Annotated in this window: 23 protein-coding genes, 1 other RNA gene and 2 pseudogenes; 14 read left to right on the forward strand and 12 right to left on the reverse strand. The window is 35.6% G+C overall.

Annotated features, from left to right (window positions below):
• Positions 1–81: 81 nt before the first annotated feature.
• Positions 82–1338 (forward strand): ankyrin repeat domain-containing protein, encoded by a 1257-nt coding sequence (locus tag AAGD51_RS03285; RefSeq protein WP_341810509.1) that lies wholly within the window; start codon positions 82–84, stop codon positions 1336–1338.
• Here the strand turns inward: AAGD51_RS03285 and AAGD51_RS03290 are convergent.
• Complete coding sequence (locus AAGD51_RS03290) at positions 1325–2707, reverse strand: IS66-like element ISWen3 family transposase (RefSeq protein WP_007548562.1); 1383 nt, start codon at positions 2705–2707, stop codon at positions 1325–1327. The two genes, AAGD51_RS03285 and AAGD51_RS03290, sit on opposite strands and share 14 nt — an antisense overlap.
• Positions 2708–2946: 239 nt before the next feature.
• Entirely contained in the window at positions 2947–5682 is a 2736-nt protein-coding gene (gene ppdK, locus AAGD51_RS03295; RefSeq protein WP_236514754.1) for a pyruvate, phosphate dikinase, read from the reverse strand.
• A 210-nt stretch (positions 5683–5892) separates the two neighbouring features.
• On the opposite strand from ppdK, the pseudogene AAGD51_RS03300 reads away from it, so the two are divergent.
• From AAGD51_RS03300 to AAGD51_RS03315, 4 genes and pseudogenes are all read left to right on the forward strand, one after another.
• Positions 5893–6138: pseudogene (locus tag AAGD51_RS03300) on the forward strand (PD-(D/E)XK nuclease family transposase); the annotation flags it as partial.
• Positions 6139–6592: 454 nt separating this feature from the next.
• Positions 6593–6736 (forward strand): hypothetical protein, encoded by a 144-nt coding sequence (locus tag AAGD51_RS03305; RefSeq protein ID WP_173862902.1) that lies wholly within the window; start codon positions 6593–6595, stop codon positions 6734–6736.
• 37 nt (positions 6737–6773) lie between these two features.
• Positions 6774–8321 (forward strand): group II intron reverse transcriptase/maturase, encoded by a 1548-nt coding sequence (gene ltrA, locus AAGD51_RS03310; RefSeq protein WP_006280223.1) that lies wholly within the window; start codon positions 6774–6776, stop codon positions 8319–8321.
• The gene (locus tag AAGD51_RS03315; protein WP_341810510.1) at positions 8318–9046 is read left to right on the forward strand and encodes an Rpn family recombination-promoting nuclease/putative transposase; all 729 of its coding nucleotides are present in this window, start codon (positions 8318–8320) and stop codon (positions 9044–9046) included. Before ltrA ends, AAGD51_RS03315 begins: the two co-directional genes overlap by 4 nt.
• Positions 9047–9152: 106 nt before the next feature.
• Here AAGD51_RS03315 and AAGD51_RS03320 read toward each other — a convergent pair whose 3' ends face one another.
• Entirely contained in the window at positions 9153–10508 is a 1356-nt protein-coding gene (locus tag AAGD51_RS03320; protein WP_236514753.1) for a phosphomannomutase/phosphoglucomutase, read from the reverse strand.
• 127 nt (positions 10509–10635) lie between these two features.
• On the opposite strand from AAGD51_RS03320, the gene AAGD51_RS03325 reads away from it, so the two are divergent.
• From AAGD51_RS03325 to AAGD51_RS03335, 3 genes are all read left to right on the forward strand, one after another.
• On the forward strand, positions 10636–12933 hold the full coding sequence (locus tag AAGD51_RS03325) for a hypothetical protein (protein WP_265040542.1): 2298 nt from the start codon (positions 10636–10638) through the stop codon (positions 12931–12933).
• Between the two features lie 509 nt (positions 12934–13442).
• Positions 13443–13706, forward strand: coding sequence for a hypothetical protein (locus tag AAGD51_RS03330; protein WP_007552904.1), 264 nt, complete (start codon positions 13443–13445; stop codon positions 13704–13706).
• The gene (locus AAGD51_RS03335) at positions 13696–14211 is read left to right on the forward strand and encodes a transposase (RefSeq protein ID WP_236514749.1); all 516 of its coding nucleotides are present in this window, start codon (positions 13696–13698) and stop codon (positions 14209–14211) included. Before AAGD51_RS03330 ends, AAGD51_RS03335 begins: the two co-directional genes overlap by 11 nt.
• Before the next feature lie 182 nt (positions 14212–14393).
• Here AAGD51_RS03335 and AAGD51_RS03340 read toward each other — a convergent pair.
• Positions 14394–15226 (reverse strand): IS5-like element ISWpi1 family transposase gene (locus AAGD51_RS03340; protein WP_236514306.1). Its coding sequence is split into 2 segments (ribosomal slippage): positions 14394–14857 and positions 14857–15226, totalling 834 coding nucleotides; the frame shifts between segments, so codons are not numbered across the junction.
• Between the two features lie 144 nt (positions 15227–15370).
• On the opposite strand from AAGD51_RS03340, the gene AAGD51_RS03345 reads away from it, so the two are divergent.
• A protein-coding gene (locus tag AAGD51_RS03345) for an IS630 family transposase (protein ID WP_236514338.1) occupies positions 15371–16382 on the forward strand; the annotation gives its coding sequence in 2 pieces (ribosomal slippage) (positions 15371–15832 and positions 15834–16382; 1011 coding nt in all).
• A gap of 10 nt (positions 16383–16392) precedes the next feature.
• On the opposite strand, the pseudogene AAGD51_RS03350 reads toward AAGD51_RS03345, so the two are convergent.
• From AAGD51_RS03350 to ssrS, 3 genes and pseudogenes are all read right to left on the reverse strand, one after another.
• Positions 16393–16779, reverse strand: a pseudogene (locus AAGD51_RS03350) (thioredoxin domain-containing protein); the annotation flags it as partial.
• A 54-nt stretch (positions 16780–16833) separates the two neighbouring features.
• Entirely contained in the window at positions 16834–17313 is a 480-nt protein-coding gene (locus AAGD51_RS03355) for a type II toxin-antitoxin system RatA family toxin (RefSeq protein ID WP_265029970.1), read from the reverse strand.
• A 1-nt stretch (position 17314) separates the two neighbouring features.
• Positions 17315–17476, reverse strand: a non-coding RNA gene (ssrS, locus tag AAGD51_RS03360) — 6S RNA.
• Positions 17477–17578: 102 nt separating this feature from the next.
• Between ssrS and AAGD51_RS03365 the strand changes: the two genes are divergently transcribed.
• The gene (locus tag AAGD51_RS03365) at positions 17579–18169 is read left to right on the forward strand and encodes a phospholipid-binding protein MlaC (protein WP_186809128.1); all 591 of its coding nucleotides are present in this window, start codon (positions 17579–17581) and stop codon (positions 18167–18169) included.
• On the forward strand, positions 18166–19455 hold the full coding sequence (locus AAGD51_RS03370) for a folylpolyglutamate synthase/dihydrofolate synthase family protein (protein ID WP_341810461.1): 1290 nt from the start codon (positions 18166–18168) through the stop codon (positions 19453–19455). The genes AAGD51_RS03365 and AAGD51_RS03370 overlap by 4 nt, the downstream gene beginning before the upstream one ends.
• On the opposite strand, the gene AAGD51_RS03375 is transcribed toward AAGD51_RS03370, so the two are convergent.
• A complete protein-coding gene (locus AAGD51_RS03375) occupies positions 19423–20145 on the reverse strand; it encodes a J domain-containing protein (protein WP_236514371.1) in 723 nt (240 codons plus the stop codon). The genes AAGD51_RS03370 and AAGD51_RS03375 overlap by 33 nt on opposite strands.
• Positions 20146–20186: 41 nt before the next feature.
• Here AAGD51_RS03375 and AAGD51_RS03380 point away from each other — a divergent pair.
• Positions 20187–21019 (forward strand): IS5-like element ISWpi1 family transposase gene (locus AAGD51_RS03380; RefSeq protein ID WP_341810373.1). Its coding sequence is split into 2 segments (ribosomal slippage): positions 20187–20556 and positions 20556–21019, totalling 834 coding nucleotides; the frame shifts between segments, so codons are not numbered across the junction.
• 52 nt (positions 21020–21071) lie between these two features.
• Here AAGD51_RS03380 and AAGD51_RS03385 read toward each other — a convergent pair.
• From AAGD51_RS03385 to AAGD51_RS03400, 4 genes are all read right to left on the reverse strand, one after another.
• On the reverse strand, positions 21072–21458 hold the full coding sequence (locus AAGD51_RS03385; protein ID WP_015589263.1) for a cytochrome c-type biogenesis protein CcmH: 387 nt from the start codon (positions 21456–21458) through the stop codon (positions 21072–21074).
• Complete coding sequence (locus AAGD51_RS03390) at positions 21442–22482, reverse strand: hypothetical protein (protein WP_077188201.1); 1041 nt, start codon at positions 22480–22482, stop codon at positions 21442–21444. Before AAGD51_RS03390 ends, AAGD51_RS03385 begins: the two co-directional genes overlap by 17 nt.
• Positions 22475–22837 (reverse strand): ferredoxin family 2Fe-2S iron-sulfur cluster binding protein, encoded by a 363-nt coding sequence (locus tag AAGD51_RS03395; protein WP_077188202.1) that lies wholly within the window; start codon positions 22835–22837, stop codon positions 22475–22477. The genes AAGD51_RS03390 and AAGD51_RS03395 overlap by 8 nt, the downstream gene beginning before the upstream one ends.
• A gap of 96 nt (positions 22838–22933) precedes the next feature.
• Complete coding sequence (locus AAGD51_RS03400) at positions 22934–23056, reverse strand: hypothetical protein (RefSeq protein WP_007549233.1); 123 nt, start codon at positions 23054–23056, stop codon at positions 22934–22936.
• A 651-nt stretch (positions 23057–23707) separates the two neighbouring features.
• Between AAGD51_RS03400 and AAGD51_RS03405 the strand changes: the two genes are divergently transcribed.
• Positions 23708–25261, forward strand: a complete 1554-nt coding sequence (locus AAGD51_RS03405; RefSeq protein ID WP_077188203.1) for a Mur ligase family protein — start codon at positions 23708–23710, stop codon at positions 25259–25261.
• A gap of 6 nt (positions 25262–25267) precedes the next feature.
• A complete protein-coding gene (locus tag AAGD51_RS03410) occupies positions 25268–25858 on the forward strand; it encodes a COQ9 family protein (protein ID WP_064125504.1) in 591 nt (196 codons plus the stop codon).

The following is a 25858-nucleotide window of genomic DNA, read 5'->3' on the forward strand; positions in this document are numbered from 1 at the left end:
TGCTGCTTGAAACTGCAATATGTCTTGACTGGTTGTGGGAAAGTTGCTATAATAAACTAACATATAGTAGTAGGGTTAGTTATGATATATAGTAATGATGATATTAGAGAGTTGTATCTAAATATAAATGAGACTGTAAAACAGAAGCCTCAAGCAAGTCTTGAAGAATTAAGTAAAGAGCTAAATGCAAGAATTGATCTAAAGCAAAAATTTCATAATGGCTGTGTGTTGGGAGATTTACTATTAGCACTTGCAATTGAAAAAAGTAATCTAGATTTTATAAAATTTCTCTTTAAAAATGAGCTAAAAATTATTAGTATCATTTCCCAACAAGAAGAAACATGCCATATTCCCAAAACTATAAATGGTCAATCTATATTAAATTATGCTGTCCATTTTGGTAATACCGAAATTTTAGATCTACTCTTACAAAATGTTAACGCAGAACAATCAAAGCTAATACCTAAAAGCAAGCTGTACAAGTTGTGTCAACAATTAAAGAGTAATGCGTTAGATAAGGCTATAGACAAAAACAATGAAAAACTTGTTACGTTACTCGTGTCAGCGATAGAGGAGAAACAAGAAAAGCAAAAAATATCTAATGAGGAAATTAAAGTAGGATCTGGCAGTAATAGTAATGCCACTAGTAAATCTATAGCAACATCAACAAAAAAAACAAATCCAACTACTGTACCAAATAGTGGTAACGGTAGGAGTGTTATTAATAAACCAGTATCTCCTGTAGTATCAACAAACGCCGGCACATCCGCTATGTCAAGCGGTAATGATAAGTCTAGTAATATAAGAACTCACGGCGATGGTCTATCAAATCATACTATTACACCAAATAGTGGTAACGGTCAGCATCATAATAACAAAAATGAAACGCCTGTAGTAACAGTGCCTTCTATATTAACAAAGAAGACAAATACCAATCAAACTGTTACACCAAATAGTGGTAACGGTCAGCATCATAATAACGAAAATAAAACGCCTGTAGTAACAGGGATTGACCAAACTGCCACACCAAATAATGATAATAAAGCTAACGGCTTTGTAGATGCTCAATTTTCTATGCCAAATGAACAAGAAACTAAATATAAAGAGAGCAAAAAGGATTTTTACACCTCATTGACAAAAGATGTTGTTGGAGTTGTTATTACAGGATTATTCATTACTGCTGCTGTGATGGTTCCATTTGTAGCTGGTGCAGTAGTTTGCAGTGTCATAGCTGCTTTGATTGCAATATATACCGGGTTGCATGTAAAAAATTCTACATTACCAAGTTATAGGGAGATGAGAGGTATCCGTTCAGGAGAGTGGTTTAAGAAACAATAGATAGGAGATTTTGGAAAGGATTGAGACCCCTTTGTTTCCAAGTTAAGTATAATGAAATTATCCGCTCAAGGAATGTATTTCCCCGCTTTGATTGTGTAAAATATGAGTTTTTGCGATAAACGACATAATGCCGAATTTGCCGTTCAGCGTGGTTATTTGTCAGCGGAATATTTTCTGGGTCATCTAAAAATTTCCACATCATTCTTTCAGATCTCAGAACATTTTTTGCAACTCGAGAGGCTCCAATTGCTTCAGGTAAACGAGATATCTCCTTCAAGTAATACTTTGTACGTTTTCTTAATTTTCTGGCACGTCTGACAAACCTCAAAACATCTATCTCACTTTTTAGTAAAGCTTTTTTTAGTGCAAATAATTCAGTGGCCACGTTTCTCAAGTAACAACCCAGAACTTTAACTTCAATATTCCAACTATGTGCTAATCTTTCAAAATCTCTTGATAAATGTGCCCAACAGATTTGCCTGTTTTTATCGGCAAAATAATTGTATGCTGCATACCTGTCAGTTATTACCAAGCTATTGCGATTGCAGAATTTACTATTTTGTAAAACTTTCATTCCTCTTGACTCTGTAAATTTTACAAAACTTGCCGTATTGCTTGCAAACATCCAACACCAAGCGAGTTTACCTTTGTTATAATGGCTCGTTTCATCAATATGTAGAACTTTACTCCTACTTATCTCTTGTTCGATCTGCTCATACATTTTTTTGCATTTTGAAGCAACTCTATGTTCACTATTTGATATGCTACCGACGCTTATGTTCAAATTGAAGATATCATTTACGACACTCGCTATTTCGCGTTTTGAATTTTTGTAGAATCCGCTGAACGCTGCAATTATTGACTTAACCCTTGGACCAAATGTATCTGGCGTAACACCTTCCGGTAACTTGCTACTTCTTCTCTTTCCGCATCTCCGACAACGGCCATGTTCTAACTGATATTCCACTACATAAGGCTTGATTTCTGGAAGATCAACTTTCTGATGAATATATGGTTTTTCACATATTGCAATTTCTCCTCCGCATTCGCAAGTATTAGGCAACTCTATCTTTACTACTTTATCTGCATCCATGTTGGCGCGAAAACTTCCTTTATGACCAACCTGACCGCCAATATTCCTTTCGCTTTTCGGCTTATTCTTTTTTATTTTATACAACTCTTTGGAACTTGGTATTGATGAATTTTTTGAGCTTAAACCGAGTCTTTCTCTTAACTCAGCATTTTCTATCTTTAAAGCCTTATTTTCTGCTTTTAAACTTTCATTCTCTTTTTCCAATCTTTCTATTTTTGCTTCTAACCTTTCTATTTTTTGCTGTAAATTTTTGCAAAGTTCTAAAAGGTTTACCATATTATTTCACTTTTGCTCTATGATTATCTTTTTAGATCACCTTGTCTACCTTATTCTGCCACTCCGCTGAACGGATACGATGAGAGAGAATGAAGTTGAACATGTAACAGGATGTCATCCCAGTGCCCAGACACTGGGATCCAAAAGGCCATAATAAAAACTAGATTCCAGCGTCACGCGCTGGAATGACACCCTCTGGTGGGCTCAAACCATATGAGTAGCCAACACTGCCACTATACTTACCTAGCAAATTTAGATCTAACACTAAACTGTGCTGCCACTAACTTTGCAACCGGTACTCTATAGGGTGAGCATGAAACGTAATCCACCCCTGATTCGATGAGAAACTCTATGGATTTTGGATCTGCTCCATGCTCTCCACATATACCCAGTTTTATTTCTTTTCGGGTTTTTTTGCCTCTTTCAATGGCTATCTTGATTAACTCCCCTACCCCTTCGATGTCCAGCACTTCAAATGGGTCGTTTCCGAATATGTTGCTTTCCTTATAAGAATCGAGGAAATTAACTGAATCATCTCTTGAAAGTCCCATGGTTGTTTGCGTTAAATCATTAGTGCCAAAACTAAAAAACTCTGCATGTTTTGCTAACTTATCAGCAATCAGTGCCGCTCGTGGCAGTTCTATCATCGTTCCAATTGAATAAGCCTTGTCTGATGTCATTCCAGCGCGTGACGCTGGAATCCGCTTCTTGATCCTAGCTGAGATGACAGAAAATTCTTTCTTCACTAGCTCGCATATCAGAACAAACTCTTTCTCACTCATGATAAAAGGAATCATGATTTCAGGCTTAACTTCTACCTTTTTCTCTTCCTTCAGCTCATTTGCAGCACTAAGTATTGCCCTGATTTGCATGCTATATATTTCAGGATGAGAAATGGCAAGTCTACAACCTCGATGGCCAAGCATTGGGTTCTTTTCTGATAACTGTGCTATTTTATTTTTTACTGATTCAACTGACTTACTAAGCGATTTGGCGATTTTTTCTATAGTAGACTGATTATTGGGTAAAAATTCATGCAAAGGTGGATCAAGCAAACGTATAGTGACTTCCCTGCCCTCCATAATAGAAAATATTTCTTTGAAATCAGACTTTTGCATTTCTTCCAGTTTAATGAGCGCATTTGCCCTTTCATTTTCATCGTCAGCTATTATCAACTTTTGAATGAATTCGATTCTATCACTAGCGAAAAACATATGTTCTGTGCGACATAAGCCTATACCTTCTGCACCGAATTCTTTTGCAATTTTTGCATCTTTTGGAGTATCAGCGTTCGCTCTCACTTTGATCGTTTTGATTTCATCTATCCAGTTGATTATCGTTTTGAATTCTTGCGATAATTCAGGTGAAATTGTAGGAAGAATGCCAAGCATAACCTCCCCTGTTCCTCCGTTGATGGTAATTGGTTCACCTTTATTTACTTTTGTATCCCCTACAGAAAAGAAAGTTCCATCTTTATCGATATAAAGTCCACTCACACTGCAAATGCATGGCTTACCCATTCCACGGGTTACAACAGCAGCATGCGAGGTCATCCCTCCCCGTGCTGTTACTATGCCACTTGCAGCATTCATTCCATTAATATCTTCAGGACTCGTTTCTGACCTTACTAAAATCACTTTTTTACCCTGCTCTGCAGCTTTTTCAGCATCACTTGCACTAAACACTACATATCCAGAAGCAACCCCTGGAGAAGCCGGCAGTCCCTTCCCTATTACTTTCTGGTCACCCTTAACGTCAAGAACTGGATGCAATAAATTGTCAAAGGTTTTTGGATCAATTCTCAATATTCCTTCTTCTTTTGTAATCGTTCCTTCGTTTACCATATCAACTATTATGCGAATAGCAGCTTCAGCCGTGCGCTTGCCAGACCTAGTTTGCAAAATCCATAACTTACCGTCCTGTACAGTAAATTCGATATCCTGCATGTCTTTATAATGCCTTTCAAGTTTTTCACATACCACGCATAATTCTCGGTAGACACTTGGCAGCAACTTCTCCATGGTGTTTTTTTGCTCTCCGTCAATTGGCATAGGAGTATAAACACCAGAAACCACATCCTCACCCTGAGCATTAACCAAAAACTCACCAAAAAGCTTTTTTTCTCCAGTTGAAGGATTTCGTGTAAATATCACACCAGTTGCAGAATTATCATTTAAATTACCAAAAACCATTGCTTGCACGTTGACCGCTGTTCCAAGGTTTTCAGGAATATTATGTATTCTTCTATAGGAAACAGCCCTATCATTTTTCCAAGAAGCAAATACTGCATTCACTGAGCTGAGCAATTGCTCTTCAACGTTCTGCGGAAAATGTTTTCCTGTTTTTTCATGTACTATCCTTCTGAAATTGTTAACAATTTCTTTTAAAACATCAACATCAAGATCAGCTAAGCTTTTTGCTCCACTCTTTTGCTGCTTATTATCAACAACATCTTGAAATAGGTGATGATCAAGCTGTAGTACAACATTGGAGTACATCATGATGAAACGGCAGTAGCTATCGTAAGCAAAACGTTCGCCACTTTTTTTTGCAAGCCCAACAACGGTTTCATCATTTAGACCAACATTTAAAATAGTATCAAGCATGCCCGGCATTGAACTAACACTACCAGAGCGTATTGAAACTAATAAGGGGTTATTTAAATCCCCAAATTTACAACCGATGTCATTTTCGAGCATCGCCATGTAGTTTTTGATTCCACTACATATGTCATTCCAGTGCGTGACCACATTTTTTTCTGGATCCGAGTAGTCAGCTACTTGGATAACAGAAGATCTATTGTCTTGATAATAGACTTCGCAAGCAGAGGTGGAAATTGTGAAACCAGGTGGAACAGGAATGCCAACATTGCACATTTCTGCTAAATTTGCCCCCTTTCCTCCCAGCAGATTTTTCATTTCTGCATTGCCTTCGCATTTACCCTGGCTAAAGTAATGTATTAACTTTTCCCCCATCATTTTCTCCGGATTTTCACTGATAAACACATTGTACATATAGTTCCAATAAACCTGTGAGAACTTGAAACCTTAGGATAATAAATTTTACAAAATTTTGCAACAACGTTCCTTCTGGCAACATCAGTAAAGTTAACAAAAAAGATGACAAATTATTGAATTATTATCAATAAGAATATATAATATAAAGATACATTTAAAAATTTTTTTATGGCTCTTTCTAAATTTCTCGACCCCAAGAATGATGTTGCGTTCCGGCGTATTTTTGGTACTGAAAAAAATAAAGACATCCTCATTCACTTTCTCAATGATATTTTGGGGTTCACTGGCAAAGATGAAATAAAAGAAATAGAATTCCTCAGCACTATTCAAGATGCTGAAATTGCCTCTAAAAAACAAAGTATCGTTGATGTTCTTTGCAGGGATGAAAATGGGGTGCAAGTAATAGTCGAAATGGTGCGACCTGAAAGCCTTCGGTCATATTGTTTAAAAGGAGAGGAATTCATTCAGAAAGAAACTGAAAGGATTCTAAAGCTTATTGAACCAGATGTTTTGCCATCTGAGTCTACGCATCAGTGCGAATTGGGTAACCAGTTGGTGCCGAGCGACGCGGACAATGAACCTCCTCTTGATAAAGAAGATGCTCAATCGTGAGAGAAAGCATAAACTACAAGCATCATGTGGTTGGAGGGCTAGGCTTAGTGGTATGGTGAACGTAAGTGAAGCTTCATAAGTATCGTAACGATTAAAGAGCTAAAGATGCTGATAAGCTCCGACCAAAAGGTAATGTGGATGAGTTACATTTTTCATTTCTGGATGTACGCAAATAATAATTCCACCGGTATAGAGAAGCCACCTAACCCACTATTGTATGACAAAAGGAACAGGATAAGCCTGTATTTTCGCCTATATGGCAGGCAACCCGCAAGGAATGCTGATGGATGTGCAGGTAAAGGATAATGGAGAAAGCGAATGCCATTTTGTAACGAAATGGATAGAATTTGTAACATTAATTCGCGTGAAAACGAGCAGACTTCCATTTGGTCCCTCATGACAAGAAACTTTGTTAACCACTTAAGGTAGGAAAGCAGATGATTACAAGTACAACTGTAAGTGCACCTACCAATAACTCCGAAGCATGGAACCAGTTACCCTGGAAGAAATGCCAAAAAGTTGTTATGAGGCTACAGAGGCGTATTGTTAAGGCTGTCCAACAAGGCAGATGGGGTAAGGTGAAAACTTTACAACACCTTCTCACACGCTCTTTTAGCGGCAAAGCTTTGGCGGTTAAGAGAGTAACTGAAAACCAAGGAAAAAACACAGCAGGTGTAGATCGTCAAATATGGTCAACTTGCAACACAAAATTTCAAGGAATAAAGCTATTAAAACAAAGAGGATACAAACCTTCTCCGCTAAAACGGATATACATCAGTAAGTCTAATGGCAAAAGAAGACCTCTTGGAATCCCTACGATAAAAGATAGAGCCATGCAAGCATTATACTTGTTTGCTTTGGAACCGATAGCTGAAACGATCAGTGATCGTCACTCTTATGGTTTTAGACCAAAAAGATCCTGCGCAGACGCTACTGTGGCTTGTCACTTGTTACTGGCAAGCCGTAACCAACTACAATGGATACTCGAAGGTGATATTAAAGGGTGTTTTGATAACATTAACCATGAATGGCTCATGAAGCATATTCCTATGGAGAAGAAAATTCTTCATAGCTGGTTAAAAGCTGGCTTCCTAGAATCAAAAACTCTGTATTCCACAACTGCAGGTACCCCACAAGGTAGTATCATCTCTCCAATACTAGCAAATCTAGCCCTAAATGGACTTGAAAAATCATTGGAAAGTCAATTTGGTAAACTTGGCAGTAAAAGAAGAAGCAAAATCAGAAGTGGAGTAAATGTAATCAGGTACGCAGATGACTTTATCATTTCAGGAATCACACGTGAAGTACTGGAAAATGAAGTAAAACCTCTAGTATCGTCCTTTCTTCAGGAGAGAGGTCTTATCCTTTCCGAAGAGAAAACAAAAATTACATCTATTACAACAGGGTTTGACTTTCTTGGTTGTAATGTACGCAGGTATAATAAGAAGTTAATTATAAAACCTTCAAAAGAAAGTATTAAGAAACTTCTTAATAAAGCACGTACATTGATAAAGGCAAACATAGCGAACACTCAGGCCGTACTAATCAAGTTGCTCAATTCCCTATTAAGGGGATGGGGAAATTACTACAGCCATGTGTGTGCGAAAAGAGCTTTTAACAAAATAGACCATGAAATTATGTGTGCTCTATGGAAATGGGCAAAGAAAAGACATCCTCGTAAAGGATTACGTTGGATAAAGAATCGTTACTTCAAGGTAATGAAACAACGCCAATGGGTCTTTGCTGCACCCATATGCAAGAACAAACCGAAAGAGATAAGGTATTTAAGACTGCTTAGGTTGATTGATATACCTATCAGACGACATGTTAAAATCAGGGCGGATGCAAATCCACTTGACTTAAAATGGAAAAAGTATTTTGATGAAAGAGTGAAACAAACAAAAATGTTAGCAAGCTCTTTCTCAAGAGAAGGTTCTCTACTGTTGGTGTCACCATTAAGAATGATGTTTTCTGAGGAATCATGAAGGACAAGCCGGTTCGAGAAAAGAAGGACTTAGATAAGGGGCTCAAGCGTAGTGTGGGGAAACCTGCATGCTGCGTTTCTAAGGGAGGGAGTAGTAGCAATACTACTTCCTTACCTAACCAAGTTGCCAAAACTAAAGGCTTTGAAAAACGCGCTCAATATTACGCTGCTAAAGCTTATTCAAGGCAAGCTGATAAAGGTGATCAATATCAGGATCTTAAAGAAATCATTTTTATAGCTATTGCTGATTGTATTCTCTTTCCTAATAAATCTGAGTATAAGTCAGATCATGTAATGTTAGACAAAGATAGCTATGAACATGATTTAAAAGATTTTTATTTTACATTTATCGAGTTACCAAAATTTCCTAAAACTAAAGAAGACCAATTGGAGAGTATAGTTGAAAAATGGATCTATTATTTTAAATATGCAGATGAAACTAGCGAAGAAGAATTGGAAAAGATAATAGGTAGTGATGTAATAATTAAAAAGGCATATGAAGAACTAAATAGATTCAACTGGTCAGAGAAAGAATTTATTGCCTACGAACAGGAAATAAAACGTATTCGTGATGAACGGGCTGTTCTTGAACAAAAACTTGATGATGCTAAAAAGGAAGGAAAAATTGAAATTGCAAAAACAATGCTGGCTAATAATGTTGATGTCACCACTATTGTTAAGTTTACTGGCCTCTCCATGAGTGAGATCAAAGAATTGCAGAATTAAGTGGACCCGCAAACGGTTACACGAAATAATGCTGCAGCCTGACCAGGTGATAAGTACATTTAGCCTATTTATCTTTATACTTTCATGTCAATTTTATAAATCAAATTTATTTCTGTGAGTAGCTACAATTTAAAGACCTTGCTTCATCAATGTAATGGAACAAAACCTTTTTAGTAAGTTCAAAACCCTCTAAAGTCTCTCCTTCGCATCTTGCTGTAATGCAGTTTTGCGTATTTGATACCCTAAGAAGCCACCAACCTTTATTATCGGTTACCTTAACACCATCAAGATCTGAAAATACAATATTTTGCTTCTCCAGTGTTTTCTTTATTGATTCAATTATTTGAAATTTTTTCTCATCTTTCACTACAATCTTTACTTCATGAGTGATATATAACTTCGGTAAATCCTCAATTACCTGAGATAGGCTTTGGTTTTTCTTAAGCAAAATGTCAACTGCTTTAACAGCAGAATATAGCCCATCATCAAAACCTAGCTCAGAAAAGAAGAAGTGCCCGCTTAATTCACCAGCAAACTTTGCCTCTTCCTCTACCATCTTCTTCTTAACTAGTGAATGTCCAGTAGCGCAGGTAATAACTTGCCCTCCTAACTTACTAACAAAATCATGCACTTTCATACTCATTTTTACGTTGGCAATAACTTTGCTTTCTGGATATTCCTCCAACACTTCACGTGCAAAAATTATAAATAAATGGTCATTGGAAACAACGTTGCCTTTATTATCAATTAAGCGCACCCTATCGCTATCGCCATCTAGCGCAATGCCAAGATCACATCCATACTCCTTCACAACGTCAATTAATTGAGCGAGATTTTTTTCCTCTATGGGATCTGGATCATGCAGTGGAAATGTCCCATCTATAGAATTATTGGTTACGATGTGCGTATGACCAGGCAAGATCTTTTCAATATACCTTATGATTCCACTTGCTGGACTATTTCCACAATCCCAGGCTATTTTTAATTTCTGTGTAGTATTATTCTTCACTGCACTTTTTAATATGCGAATGTACTCACTATATATATTTATGTTAATTAAGCTTCCAATTCTTGTGCTGTTTTTAATTGGACTGCTTATAATTTCCTTTATCTCTTGATCTGAGAAGACTTTTTTATTACTAAAAAATTTAAAGCCATTATATTCGCTGGGGTTATGAGAGGCAGTTATTATGATACCAAGATCCGCCTGTGTGATTTGTGTTGCAGCGTAAAGCATAGGTGAAGAGCATAGTCCAACGCGTATAACATTTGCACCGGATAAAGTTAAGCCCCTAATTAATTCTCTTTCTATACCTGGTGAATCTATTCTGCTGTCGTAGCCGACACAAACACTAGCTACGGTTTGGCCAAACTTTCTACCTATCTCGTACCCATCATTAATCTGTAAGTCTTTGCCTATTATACCTCTAATATCGTATTTTCTTATAATGGTATTGTCCATACTGTACTTCTTGAAGTGACTACTATATAACATTTTGGCCAAATGCTCAAGTTTATTTATCCAACAATTAGTTGACTTTTTAAAGAAATCTGTTAATATTATAGTATATTTTTTAAAATGTAAAATTATGCCACAGGAAAACGAAAATGTATTTATAGCTGAAAGTCAAAGTTTAGATGTAGATGAACAGCAGAAAAAGGATATTTTAGATGTGATTGAATCTTGTAGCAGCTTTCAAGAGACTATAAAACAATTGGAGGAAAAAAATTTAATCTGGTATTTTATTGGCCCTTTACGCAAAGATGAGAACATTACAGGACAGATAAATTTAAAGTGGGAAAAGGAGTTCCAAAAATTTGAGCAATCAATAAATGAAACACATAGAGAATTTGAAGCATCTTTACCAAATCAAAATTTCTTAGTGTATCCAACAAAGGATAATGACTTCAAAATTAGATTTGAAAATGAAGAAAAACCAATAGAAATTAGCAATATTTTAAGGACCAGCAGTGAAGGTAAGGTTTATAATATATCTTTAGGGAAAGATAGTCAAATAACCGCAAGCAAGAAAAATGGCAATGAGAGGCACTATGATTTTACTGGTTCAAGCTCATGTGAAATGACCATTAATTGGCAGGCTAAGGATTCTGAAGGTAACAGCATAGACTGTAGCATGACCGTAAAATTGGATGCTGGTGGTATACAGAGTGTTATTGGTGAGCCAAAATTTGGAGGAATAACGAGTTCAGAAGAAGTATTAAAGTTAGTTGGACAAAATAAAGAAGTTTTTATCAACAGAAAAACTCTGTATCAAGCTTTTACTGATATAGGTCAAGATATGGACAGTCTCGAGCCCACACAAGATCTATCATCGCAATTGCCTACACCAAGCAGCAGTGGGTATTCCTCTCCTAGCACACCTTCTTCACGTAGAAGTTCTATATCCACCAGCAGTGAATTTAGTGATGAAGATGAAATATTTGAGGATGATATGTCTGGTGATGAAGAAGAGTATGAGCAAGAAGGATTAAAAGATAAAGTAGATGAAATTATAAACGAAATTGAGGAATTAAAGGAAGGAAAAGAAACATTTGCTCAACATTTTGCAGCGCAGGCAAAGCAGCTTGAGGATCTAAGATTAGAACGTGACTCCTTGAGAGATAAAGTTAATGAACAACAGCGAGCGATATTTGAAAGAGATCAAAGAATAAAGGAGCAAGATGCTTCTATTAAGTCACTTATAGAGAAACTCGAAAAATTAGAAGAACTTAATCAAAAGATAGAAAAAGAAGGTGATACACAAATAAGCGAATTAAGTGAAGAAAAGCAAACTGGGGAAGAAGAAGCTGAAAGACTTAAAGCTGAATTAAAAAGGATGACGCAAGAATTAGCTTGGAAGAATCAAAATATTGAGCAGTTAACACAAAAGATAGAGAAAGAACTGCAGGATAAAAATGATGTAATAGAAAGCTTAAATGATAAGTTGAAAGATAAGGAAGGTGAAACAAATGAGGCAAATAAAGAATTACAGAGAAAATTGAAGCAAAGTGAAGCTAATTTAACTGTACTAAAGGAAAAGAATGCAAATTTGGAGAATGACCTGAAGAAAATAGTGGAAGGTTTAAACGATGATCATAAAAAGCAGTTGGCAGAACAGTTAATGGAAACAAAAAAGGAAAACAATACATTGGCTGAAACGGCGAGCCAATTGTCTAAAGAATTAAATGAATTACAGAGAGAAAAGGAAGATTTAGAGAGGGAAATTCGACAACTTGAACCTGGAAGATCACTTGCAGATGAGCTAAGCGAAGAAAATACGAAGGGGGAAATAGAAAAGCTTCAACGTCAGCTTAAGGAAAAGGAAGGGATGTTAACGTGTACACAGGAAGAGCTAGCATCTGTCAAAGAGAGTCTAGAGCAACTGCAGAACATATTACAGCAGGAAAAAGGTCAGGCAACTCAAACTGAAGTTGAATATGAAAGTAGAGGAACAAGCATGCAGCAGCAAGACCAAGGTATACAAGCTGTAAACAACAACTCAAGCAGAATAGCTAGTGGGTTAAGACAAGAAAACAAAAAATTGACTAGAGACAAACTAACTATATCTGAACAATTAAAACAAAAAATAAGAGAGATTGACGAGTTAAAGAAAAATTTAAAGCAACTGCAAGAAGAAAATAAACAACTAAAACAAGAAGTTACCAAAAATGCAGGCGTTGATGCATCATCTTCAACAGGTCAAAAAGAAGCTAAAGAAGCAGAAATTATACCGCAAAACATTATGGATTGGCCTGTTCCAATTCCAGACGATAAACCAGAAGAGCAGAAAACTCCATTAGAGCCAATCAAGGTAAATACAGAATTATCAGATCCAAAATCAATCTCCGCTGAGGGTCCGGAAAAATCTCCTCCTCTTTCAAAATGATGAGTTTTGCTTCTATAGCTGACCCAAGCAACACGTCATCCCGCGATTTATTCGCGTTATCTCAGCCGCTAACACGTAGCGGGATACTTAACCGTCATACCGTGATTTATTCACAGTATCTCTTAGCCACTAACAAGCAGCGGGATGACAGCAATCCTACGTCATGCCGCCGCGGTATCTCTAGATCCCGCTAACTAGTAGCGGAATGACGAATTTTTGTTTTTCAAATTATAGCTAAACATACTGTAATTGCTATTGAATGATGGAGAGACATACTCCATTATTTTAGCACGAAGTAACAAATTCAATGAATTGGTTCTTCAAAAATAATTTAAACTTTTACAGTAGGTCATGAAATATTATAGCGATCTCATTAAAAGAAACTTTTATAAGTATCGTTGATGAGAAAGGAAAAGTTGTTAAGGAAGAAGTTGTTGCAAGCGAAAGTAAGGCAATAGCAGATTAGCCAAGGCAAAAAATACGAACCCATAGGAATAGAAAGTGGATAGTTGTCAATATCAATGTGCAAAGAGTTAAGGAGTTTTGGATTACCAGTAATTTGTGTAGATGCAAGGCATATGGCAGCAGCGTTGTCTGCAAGAATCAATAAGAATGATAAAAACGATGCGAGGGGTATAGCGCAGATGATGAGAAGTGTTAGTAAAATCAGTTGTCAAATTAAAATAGCGCTTGGAAGCAGAAGACAGCTAATGTGTAGCAAACAGCAGGTTATTGGAACAATAAGAGGGTTGTTGAAGATACATGGTCGATAAAGGATCAAAATTTGAAACTTTCGCTTTAAGAATACAAGAGGCAATAAATAATTTGGATGAAATCAGTAGGAGTTCAATTGAAGCGTTAGTTTGTAGTTTGGAAGCAATAGAAAAGTCATTAAGAAAGCTTGACAAAATGCTTTCAGAACAAGGTGAAAAAGACGATGATTGTAAATTGTTAACTACTGTTCCAGGAGTGGGGATTATAGTAGCAATGACGTATAAAGCTGCAATTGATAACCCACATAGGTTTGAGAAATCTGATACAGTTGGAGCATATATAGGGTTGACACCAAGGCAATATTCTTCTGGAGAAGTTGATCGGCATGGCAGCATATCAAAGATGGGACCAGCGGAATGTAGAAGTATGTTATATGAAGCTGCACAAACAATGCTTACAGTTACCAAGAGGACATTTAAATTAAAAAACTGGGGTTGCGAAGAAAAAAGGAATGAAAAAAGCAATCGTAGCAGTAGCAAGAAAATTAGCTGTAATTATGCATAGGATGTTGGTTGATAAAACAGAATTTTATTATCAATAAACATCAAAAGAGCATAGGACAATAATTTTATTGAAAATAAAGATAGCAATGCCGATGGAAGGGACAAGCAAGAACTTAGTTAGACTTCGTGGTAAATATGTTGCCGTCCACTTCCGCCTAAGAGGTTGTCCGGAAACTAGTAAATTCAAGCATATTCCCTCTTTAACATAACCCTACTCATAGCTAGGTATATGAAATTCTCAGTGGATGTTGTGAGTAAATCATACTCCTTCGATAGCCTTCTATTCCTATTAACCCAAGCAAAAGTCCTTTCTACAACCCATCTTCTTGGCTGTACTTTAAACCCTTGTTCTCTTGTTGGTAGTAGCTCAGGTGGCGTATCTTTGTGCACCCAAAATCTACATGGAGGCCTTGTAACAATTTCAATATCTATGTCATATTCTTCCTTTATGTGATTCTTTAAATTTCTTCCTTGGTATCCCATGTCAGCCCACATTTTTTTAACTTTAGTATATTTTGTTCTCATATTGTTTAATGCTATTTTAATACCATCTCTATCATTTTCGTTAGCAGCGCCTACGTAACAACCTAGTATAAAACCCTGAGTGTCTGTAATTATATGCCTTTTTCTACCCTTTACTTTTTTACTTCCATCATAGCCTTTGATCCCCCCTTTTCTGTAGTCTTTACAGATTGACTATCTACTATACAGGCACTCGGCTGCTCATTCCTTCCTATTTTTCTTCTACTATATTTTGTAATTTCATAATTCATTTTCTCAAAAATTCCCTGCTTCTTCCATTGCCTGAACTGCTCATACACAGTCTTCCATAGCGGAAAATCATTTGGTAAATACCGCCATTGACACCCTGTACGCAATACATAGAAAATTGCTTCTAATATTTCTCTTTTGCTATACTTTGGCGGCCTTCCTCCTTTCTTGTATGATACTCTGAAGTGTTTTTCTATTCTTGCCCATTCCCTTTCGCTTAGATCTGTTGGATACTTTTTTCTCATCTTTACCCCGTACTAAAATTTCAGATATTATAGCCTTTTACTTGTTTCCGGACAACCTCTGATACCAATTCCCATTACAGGGCAAACAGATGGACAATGATGGAAGAAAAGCCATACTGAAGTAAGTAAAATAGCGAGGTTTAAATGGCATTAAGATCAAAATTATTGGATGAAAAAGTAGTAGAATCAGCAAAAGAAATGCTGAAGAAAGTAAGGAATAATGCATATGTTTCAAAAAAACTAAATGCTGTAATTGCAGCAAAAAAGTACAGTATAACGGCTGTAGCAAAAATATATTGCATTTCAAGAAGCGCACTAACTTCGTGGGTAAAACTCTTGAAAATTGGCAGAGAAGAAAAACTGTTTGCTCCTTCACAACGTCGTAGAAAAACTAAATTAAATCAGGCTCAACTACAGCAAATTGAAGAGTGGATAGAAGAAAATCCTAATATCACCATTAAAGAAATGAGAATAAGAATCCAGGAAAAGTTCGGATTAAATATCAGCAAATCTACAGTACACCGCCATATGCAAAAGATGAAATTCTCATATATTACACCAAGACCAGTTCATAATGGACAAGATAAAAGCAAACAAGAGGAATTCAAAAAAAAATCTCAATGGAGCTATTAGCAAGTATCCAGAAAAAGAGCTATTTTTCTTTGATGAATCATGGTTTGGCACACATTCAAAAGTTGGACATGGGTGGTTTAAAAAGGGGATTAGAACACAGGTTAAAACAAAATTAGGTAGGCAAAATTTCTATCTCTATAGTGCAGTTAATCCTAGAAATCGAGAGAGTTCTAGCTTATTTGCACCAAATGTCAACACTGATTGCATGAACATATTTCTTGAGCAAATTTCGCAATATCTAGAAACACGAGAGGCTTTTCTCGTTATGGACTGTGCTAGTTGGCATAGGTCAAAAAATTTAAAGGTACCTAAAAATATCGACATTATATACCTACCTCCATACTCACCTGAGCTAAATCCTGTTGAGAGGCTTTGGTTATATATAAAACAGAACATTTTGCGCAATAAAATATACGATACAATTGCTCTACTTGAGGGTGCTTTGTGCAAATTTATTACTTCTCTTGCCAGCTCCACAATTAAACAACTCTGCAATGTTTCCTATTTGACTGGACAACAATGAGAATTGGTATAACAGCTTTGTTAAAATTAAAGTAGTCTTCTTGTTTTTCGTAGCAATGACTTAGCATTGCAGCCTTTAGCCCTCTGTAATCCAAAGGAAAATGACGAAATATATATAACATCTTACCTGTGTCTATATATTTCTCTTTAATTTTAGGAAAAACATTCCTATGAAAAAGAGAGCAGTGATAGCAAGTTAATGAAGCATATTCTATCATTAGAATTGGTGCTTTTGGATCTCCTAATAATTTATCATCAGGTAATGGCGATAATAGCTCATTTGATGTTATTTCATTGGGTTTTTTTTGAATGTATTGGCTATCGTATAAATCTTGCTTAACAACTGCATAAGAATTAACACTTATGAAAATTAATAAAAACAATAGTCTAAAAATCATTACAATCTAAACACTTAACTTACTAAAAAAAATTATACATTTATATTAATAATGTCAAGATAACTTTTGTTTAGCAAGGCTTTCAGCCCTATCTTTAAATGCAGCAATTATTTTACTTTGTGTATATTTATATACTGAGTTTAATAGGGTTGAAAATGAGTTGGACTTAAACTTAAACTCTATATAAAACTTTACCATAGTTTTATTTTCATCTATGGGAATGAATTGCCATTTATTGCATAGATGTTTAAATATTCCATTTGATGATACAGCTTTTATCCAACCTTCATTTGTTCTACTTGGAGAAAGAAAGGTTACCTCTGATGTATATCTTCCTTTAATTCCATGAAAAGCTGCTAGAAGGTCCACAACCATTTGATTGTCAATTTTTTCTTTTATATAAACGGCTTTGCACCAAGGAACAAAATCAGGATACCTTTCAACATCAATTACAATTTGGAATACTTCATTAGGCGAACATAGGAAGGTACCTTGTTCTCTGTATTGATGAAGCATAAATTTAGTACCAATCAAAAAAGGATCCGTATCTACCGTCAGCCTTAGTAGATTCCTGAGACCTGAAGTTAAGGTGGGCATCGCATATTAGTTTCAACGAAACCAGCAGAGGCAATTCCCTTCTCTAGAAATTATCGCTCGGGAAATTTAACTTAACTCATAACGCATAGCACAGACCCCTACTTGAATTATAGATGATTTACACAGGGCATGTCTATAGGTATATTAAAAGTCAGCGATTATTATTTAATCTTTATCAAACTTTGCATTTTAAGTATATCTTATGAATATTACTAAAGTTTTAATCATTATTGTTTTTATTGTAATTTCTTCAAGAGCTTACACTAGTTGTACAGATCACAAAATTTTTGTGCATACTATGAAGCAACAAGTAGACAGCATATCTACAAAAGGAAATAGAAAAAACCTAGAGCATGTACACGAAAAGCTTCAGGAGGTCATTCAGAATAATGTTAACCTCAAAGAAATATCTCGATTTGTCATGGGAAAATATGGGGTTTTGACTACCCAGAAGGAAAGGGAAGATTTCTTAAGAGAGTATGAAGTGTATCTTACACGTTTGTGCGTTAAAATTTTATCTAAATACATGAGTAATAGTGAAATGATCATAATGAGTACAAAAGCAGTTGACGATGAAACTTGCTTAATTGGCACAAGGTTCTCTTACGGTGATGAAGAATTTACAAATATTGATTTTAAAGTTACTAAAAATCACAGTTCTTTCTTGATAAGTGATGTTGTAATGAGTGGAATAAGTATTGCTATTAATCAACGTTCTCAATTTAGTGAGAAGATTGACACGCATGGCATAGCAAGTGTGATAGGTGAATTAAAATGTAACAATAATCTATGATATATATGCCTCATTGGCCTAAGCCACTTGGTAGCAGGCCGAATGATTTTTCTCTTGATCGCATAAAAAGCTTTCTTAGTAAACTAGATAATCCCGAGAAAAAAGTGCCTCCCGTAATTCATATAGCTGGAACTAACGGGAAAGGCTCAACACTAGCATTTATAAGATATATAATGCAAGCAGCAGGGTATAAGGTACACGCATACACTTCTCCACATTTGGTGAATTTTAATGAAAGAATAGTTATTGCAGGCAGTTATATCGACGATAATGAATTATATAGCTTGTTAGAAGAATGCCGTGCCGTAATTGCAGAACAACCTATCACTCTGTTTGAAGCTGCAACTATTGCAGCTTTTTTAGCTTTTTCTCGTCATAAAGCCGATATAACTTTAATTGAAGTGGGTATGGGTGGGAGACTTGATACAACAAATGTTATAGATAGTCCGATTTTAACAATAATTACTTCCATTGCACTTGATCATACGGAATATCTTGGCCCTACTGTAGAGACCATAGCAGGTGAAAAGGCTGGAATAATGAAACCTAATGTTCCTTGCGTAATAGCACCACAAGAAAAATCTATAATGAATACACTAGAATTCCATGCAATAAATAAGAAATCTCCTCTGTATAGAGGAGGTTTTGAATGGAATTGCAAAAAAAAGAACAACAAAATGGTTTTCCAATCAGCTATTCAATCAATAGAATTTCCTTTGCCGTCTTTAAAGGGTGATCACCAAATAATCAATGCAGGCAATGCTATTGCAGCATGTAGCATTTTGAGTGGAAAATATGGATTTGATATTGGAGAAGAGGATATCACTTCAGGTTTACAGTGCACTTATTGGCCTGCACGACTGGAGCGTATAAAAGAGGGCAATTTAATTTCTTTACTACCAAAAGATTGGCAATTATTTTTAGATGGTGCGCACAATAATGATGGTGCTAGAGTACTATTTCAGTGGGTAAGAGATAACTTTGCTGAAGATGTCTATATAATTTTTGGTGTTACTCGTAACAGAAATGTAGAAGAGTTCTTAGAACACTTAAAACCATATATCAAGTTATTATGTGCGGTTTGTGTTAAATCTGAGCCTAAAGCAACAGATACAAACTTGATTAGGGAAAAAGCCAATAACATAGGAATAAAAGCAATGGAGTGTGAGTCAATTGGCGATGCAATATCAAATCACATATTAAAAGCCTCTATCCAAAACGTCAAAACCATACTGATCTGTGGCTCATTGTTCCTAGCTAGAGACTTCGCTATGGAGAATAGCTAACTTTGATGATATTAACTGACCGATGGGGAAATAACTTTGATTGCTCATAGTACTGCTTGGCTTTTCGTTATCGACTTCTATAAACTGATCATCACCTTTAAATTGCTCCTCAATTGAATTTATAGCTGTCTTTTTGAGAATATAATTACTTGCAGCATTTAAAATAGGTGAAGTAACAATTAAAAGCGTGAATGGTAATGAAAGTAATAAGCCGGATAACATCATAGAGTTAGTTATACCAAAGCCGTTGGCAACTAAATCTAATCCCACACCGAAAAACATTAAAGATGTACAGATTGTGTTGCTCAAAATAACTGAATTTTTTAGCCACTTTAATTTAGTCCTATCACTCTTTGAAAAATTTTCGCATTCTTGGTCAAAGTTAAACAATAATAAAATATTAGTCTGATGATTAAACTCTTTCCCATTTCTAGTATAAATGCTCTTAACAGCTAGACTCAAAATAGATCCTGCTAACAAGGGAGCAAGAAAACCTACTGCTATTGGTACATTAGAAGAAATACCATTAATTATTAAAAATGCAATTGATGTGAAGGATACTAAAAGAACTCCTAAGAGATTTGAATAAGAAGAATATTTTACATAAGCAGTTACATTATTGTTAATTGACTGCTGCTTATTATAGAGTTTATTTCTGCACTTATCATCTAAGAGGTTGTCCGGAAACAAGTAAAAGGCTATAATATCTGAAATTTTAGTACGGGGTAAAGATGAGAAAAAAGTATCCAACAGATCTAAGCGAAAGGGAATGGGCAAGAATAGAAAAACACTTCAGAGTATCATACAAGAAAGGAGGAAGGCCGCCAAAGTATAGCAAAAGAGAAATATTAGAAGCAATTTTCTATGTATTGCGTACAGGGTGTCAATGGCGGTATTTACCAAATGATTTTCCGCTATGGAAGACTGTGTATGAGCAGTTCAGGCAATGGAAGAAGCAGGGAATTTTTGAGAAAATGAATTATGAAATTACAAAATATAGTAGAAGAAAAATAGGAAGGAATGAGCAGCCGAGTGCCTGTATAGTAGATAGTCAATCTGTAAAGACTACAGAAAAGGGGGGATCAAAGGCTATGATGGAAGTAAAAAAGTAAAGGGTAGAAAAAGGCATATAATTACAGACACTCAGGGTTTTATACTAGGTTGTTACGTAGGCGCTGCTAACGAAAATGATAGAGATGGTATTAAAATAGCATTAAACAATATGAGAACAAAATATACTAAAGTTAAAAAAATGTGGGCTGACATGGGATACCAAGGAAGAAATTTAAAGAATCACATAAAGGAAGAATATGACATAGATATTGAAATTGTTACAAGGCCTCCATGTAGATTTTGGGTGCACAAAGATACGCCACCTGAGCTACTACCAACAAGAGAACAAGGGTTTAAAGTACAGCCAAGAAGATGGGTTGTAGAAAGGACTTTTGCTTGGGTTAATAGGAATAGAAGGCTACCGAAGGAGTATGATTTACTCACAACATCCACTGAGAATTTCATATACCTAGCTATGAGTAGGGTTATGTTAAAGAGGGAATATGCTTGAATTTACTAGTTTCCGGACAACCTCTAAGTCACTTTAGCTATATATAAAAGGTTTAAGTGGTTGTATTGATGTATCTTTGTATTAAAAAACACCCAATAAGCAGAGTTGTAAGTGGAATAAACCACAAAATGTAAGTGCTAGATTTTATAGGCGGTACGATTATAATTGAATTGCCGTAAGAATTTTTTAACTCTGAGATTATCTCTTCATCTGTGTATCCATCATTGATTTTTTTACGAATTGCTTCTCGCATATCATACGCGATCTGAGATCCAGATTCAGACAATGATTCGCCAGAACATATTGGACACCTTATTATTTCAAATAAACTTGTTGCTCGTTTTTCCATGCTTTTATCTCTGAGTTTATTATCCAGAGTAAAAGCGTTTACGCCTGAGTGGAATATCAATATGAAAAGTAAACTAACTACTGCTCTCATCCTTGGTTAATTGGGTTATTTTACTGAGCTGGTTCATAAAATCAGTGGTGGATAACTTTCCAATAAAACTTGACCCTACATCATCATCGTACTTTATTGAAAATTGAATGCCATCATCAGTTGTTTTTTCTGATAAGGAAGACATTAATTTTTCAAACGCATCTGAAGTTTTTGAGTCACCAATCATAAACGAGATTAATTCTTTATAATTTGATATAGCCACGTTGATTTTGTCTTTAAATGAATAAGTAACTAAGTTGTAATTGTTTACCCCACCATCTGCAGCAAAAGAAAAATTATTACTTTGAATCAAAAATTTCTCTATATTGAAATTAATTCTGGAAGCCGAGATGTCGTTTACAAATTCATAATCAAATTTAGTATCGATACTAAGGTAACTTTCAGGACTTGCAGTATTTTTATACCGATAAGTATACAAATCAAATCCTAGCTTAGCATTTCCACTCAGTTCTTTATCGAGGTAAAATTGAATGTAATTACTTTTATCATTCACTTCAGTTATAACACTTTGCTGATTTTCTGAAACATCACATTTTAATCCATAATCTTCGTAACGAAGTGTACCTATATAGTCTATCACGGTACTATTTCTGTTGAATCGCAATGAAGATGGTAAATCGTTTAGTCTAACAACAAAGTGGCTGCTATCGTTTGTGTGGCATTTTATATTCTTTTTCTCATCATCATGAACAGCAATGTTGACTTCATTGCTTGGTATGTAGATATATACTGATTTATCAAACAATCTATTTTTTATCAATAAAGCATCAGATGAGATGGTTAATTGCTCATTGGAAAATTTTGGGTTTGTCACACGGAAAATTAGGTTAGTAGGAAATCCACTAAAATCATGTGAAATATCAAATTTTTCGTCGTTAATGTATAGTATTGTTTCAGCTAAAAGATTTTTTACCTTACATGCAGAAAAATACCAAAAACCACTATACGCTACAGGAATAAACAAAAGTAAAGAGATGATAATATAGATAAAAATCTTACGCATGATTCCCCTGTTTATCTAATGATATGTTTCTTGTACCCCTTGGTATGGTTACACACAAGCCGTCGATATCTTTTGTGATTTTTATTTGGCATCCAAGCCTCGACGTCTCTGTTAAGCCGAAAGCTAGGTCTAACATATCATTTTCCTCATCAGATATAGGGTTATGTATTTCTACAGCATTATAAAACTTTGGATCAACAATTACATGGCATGTAGAGCAAGCAAGAGAACCTTCACATGCACCTTCAAGCAGATCTGGATCACTTCTGTGGGCTAAATTGAGCAGAGTTTCTCCCTCTGCAGCTTCATAGCTTTTCTTACTCCCATCAGGTAAAATAAAAGTAACAGATGGCATATTATTCCTATTAAAATCCTTACTAATTTCTCTATATCCTACAGGTAATAACTAATATTTGCAAACTCTTTACAATTCCAGTACCTATATTTCTTGTTATCCAAGTAGCTCTTTGTTGTCATCCGAGTAGCTGACACTGGTTCCTTTATGACGGCAGTGCCCTCTTCTTGTCATCCCAGTGCCCTGATTACTTGGATCCAGAAAAAAGAATGGTGTCATGCAAGTAGCCTCCTTCTCCTGTCATCCGAGTAGCTGACACTGGGATGACACCCCACTTAACCGTCATACTGCCGCGGTATCTCTAGATCCCGCTGGGATGACGATTGTCGTTTAGCCATAAATATTAAGGAATTTACCAAATAAAAAAAAAGGCAAAAGAAACCCTGGGGTTATTATCCGCTTTAAAATATTGGCGTTTTTTATGTTTTAAACGCTTGACAAGCGAAATTCAGCTGCTTTTAATTGCAACTAACCTACGCTGCAAGTGTTTAAGAAATTTACTAAGCAGAAAAAAAGACAAAGGACCCCCGAGTTAGCTAGTCTTTTACTATCTCTGTCGAGTATTGGCATTTTTTGATGTCTTGTAACGCTTTATAAGCGCGTTCAGCTTATTTAGATAAAAATCTAGATGTAGATGAAGTTTTGTAAAGACATACAGTATCTATATACTGCAAAAAATTGAACATAAGACGCCGATACATTAAGTAATCCTTACCTTTTAATCTGCAGATTGGCGAAAGCAAATACAATAGCTTCACTATCATGATAAGGGGGCTGGCGGAGTTTGTCAAGGAAGTTTTTTGTTTCTATTGAATGACAGTTGTAACCTACGAAAGAAGTCTGTTGTAATTTGTACGATATCTTTATAAAATGGTTCGCATAAGTTATCTAGCAGTGCAACTAAACAAATACAAAAATCAAAACGTCGCGGTTTTTGGTCTTGGTAAAACTGGTTTATCCGCCATTAACGCTCTAACAAAGAGTGGTGCAAGAATATATGCATGGGATGATCATGAAGAGCAAATAGCAAATGCAAAAATGATGAATAAAAAATGTAATTTTATTCATCCCAAGGAATACAATTGGCATGAGATCAGTGCATTGGTTTTAAGCCCTGGAGTGCCAACAGAGCCACATTGGATAGTAAAACTTGCAAGGAGATTTGATTGCAAAATAAAATCAGACATTGAGCTATTTCTTGAAGCTAAAACTACGAACCAGAAGGTAATAGGCGTCACAGGAACAAATGGTAAATCAACCACTACATCACTAATAGGGCACATATTAAAATCTGCAGGGAAAAAAGTAGCTATTGGTGGAAATTTAGGCGTTCCTGTTTTGGATCTAGAAAGAGATGCAGAAATTTATGTAATCGAACTCTCCTCTTTTCAATTGGAGTTGATGAATGAAATTAACGTGGACATTTCAGCACTGCTCAATATTACACCAGATCACATAGATAGGCATGGAAGTATGGAGAACTACATAGCAACTAAATTAAAACTGATAAACGGTAGTGAGGTTGCCGTAATAGGATGTGACAATGAGATTACTGCTGATATATTCAACAAATTCACTGGAGACAAAATTCCAATCTCAGTAACATATTCCCCGATGTCATTCCAGCGCGTGACGCTGGAATCCAGAAAAGAAAAACCATTGCCAACTACTCAGATGACAGAAGGTGGTGCAAGAGATCTAATATCATTGGCAGGTAACAATTTGCTTGATTATAGTGAACAGATTACTGGTATAGATCGAAATTATCTGGATCCCAGTGTCAGCTACTTGGATGACAAAAGGGGCACTGGGATCCAGAAGATCTCGTTAAAACTAGAGAATCATAGCTTATCAGTAAGCGACGTGAAAATAAACCTAATATCCAACGCAGAAAACATAGCAGCCACATATGCCGTATGTAAGGTACTTGGAGTAGATAGCAACACTATTATCAATGGAATCAAGTCCTTTTCAGGACTGAGGCATAGGAATGAACTGCTTGGCAAAATAAGAAATGTGTTTTTCGTGAACGATAGCAAAGCAACTAATGCAAAATCGAGCGAAAAGGCGATCTTATCTTATGAAAACATAAATTGGATCGCTGGTGGAAGAAGCAAAAAAGGTGGAATAGAATCATTAAGCAAGCATTTTACAAGGGTTAGAAAAGCTTTTCTTATTGGAGAATCAACCGAAGCTTTTGCAAATGTTATGGAGAATAAAGTAGATTATGTTAAATGTTGCAATCTAGAAGATGCATTCAGATTGGCTTTTGAAGAGGCCTTAAATAGCGCAGAAGAAGTAACAATATTACTTTCTCCCGCGTGTGCTTCTTTTGATCAATGGAAAAATTTCGAGGAACGTGGTGAAGCATTTTGTAGAATGTTTGAAAATCTCAGGTACAATCACACATGCTGTTTAGTATGATGTTGCGTGGAACAAAAGTTAATAATAGATAAGCTAATTAGGGTTATTCCATTTGAAGGGATAAGCGATGAAACCCTATTAAAGGTGTGCACTGACCTTAATCTAGCTAATAGCTTTTGCAAATTTCAGAATGGAATATATAGCGCTTTGGAGCACATAGCAGAGGACTTAAATAGCTCAATGGAAGCTGAACTAAGGAATTCTAATTTAGAAGATATGAAAGTGCGAGAGCGAGTAAAGTTAGCCATTCAAATACGCCTTTCAAATTACGCTAAGCTACCAAATTATAGAGAACTTTTAAAAAATGTTTTATTATTCTCTGTATCACCAAAAAATACATATTTTTCTAGTAAACTTTTATACAGAACTGTTAGTGCGATTTGGTATGGCATTTATGACCAATCAACAGATTTTAACTACTATACAAAAAGAGCAATATTAGCTGGAGTGTACTTAAGTACGATACTTTTTTTTATCAATGATTATTCAGAAGATTTTGTGGATACTTTATCGTTTCTTGATAACCGTATCAACAATGTCATGACATTTCAAAAATTCAAAACTCGCTTAAAAGGAATCATAGGAAATTTCTTATAA

The organism is Wolbachia endosymbiont (group A) of Volucella bombylans (assembly GCF_964026965.1).
In the GTDB taxonomy this organism is placed as follows: domain Bacteria; phylum Pseudomonadota; class Alphaproteobacteria; order Rickettsiales; family Anaplasmataceae; genus Wolbachia; species Wolbachia pipientis.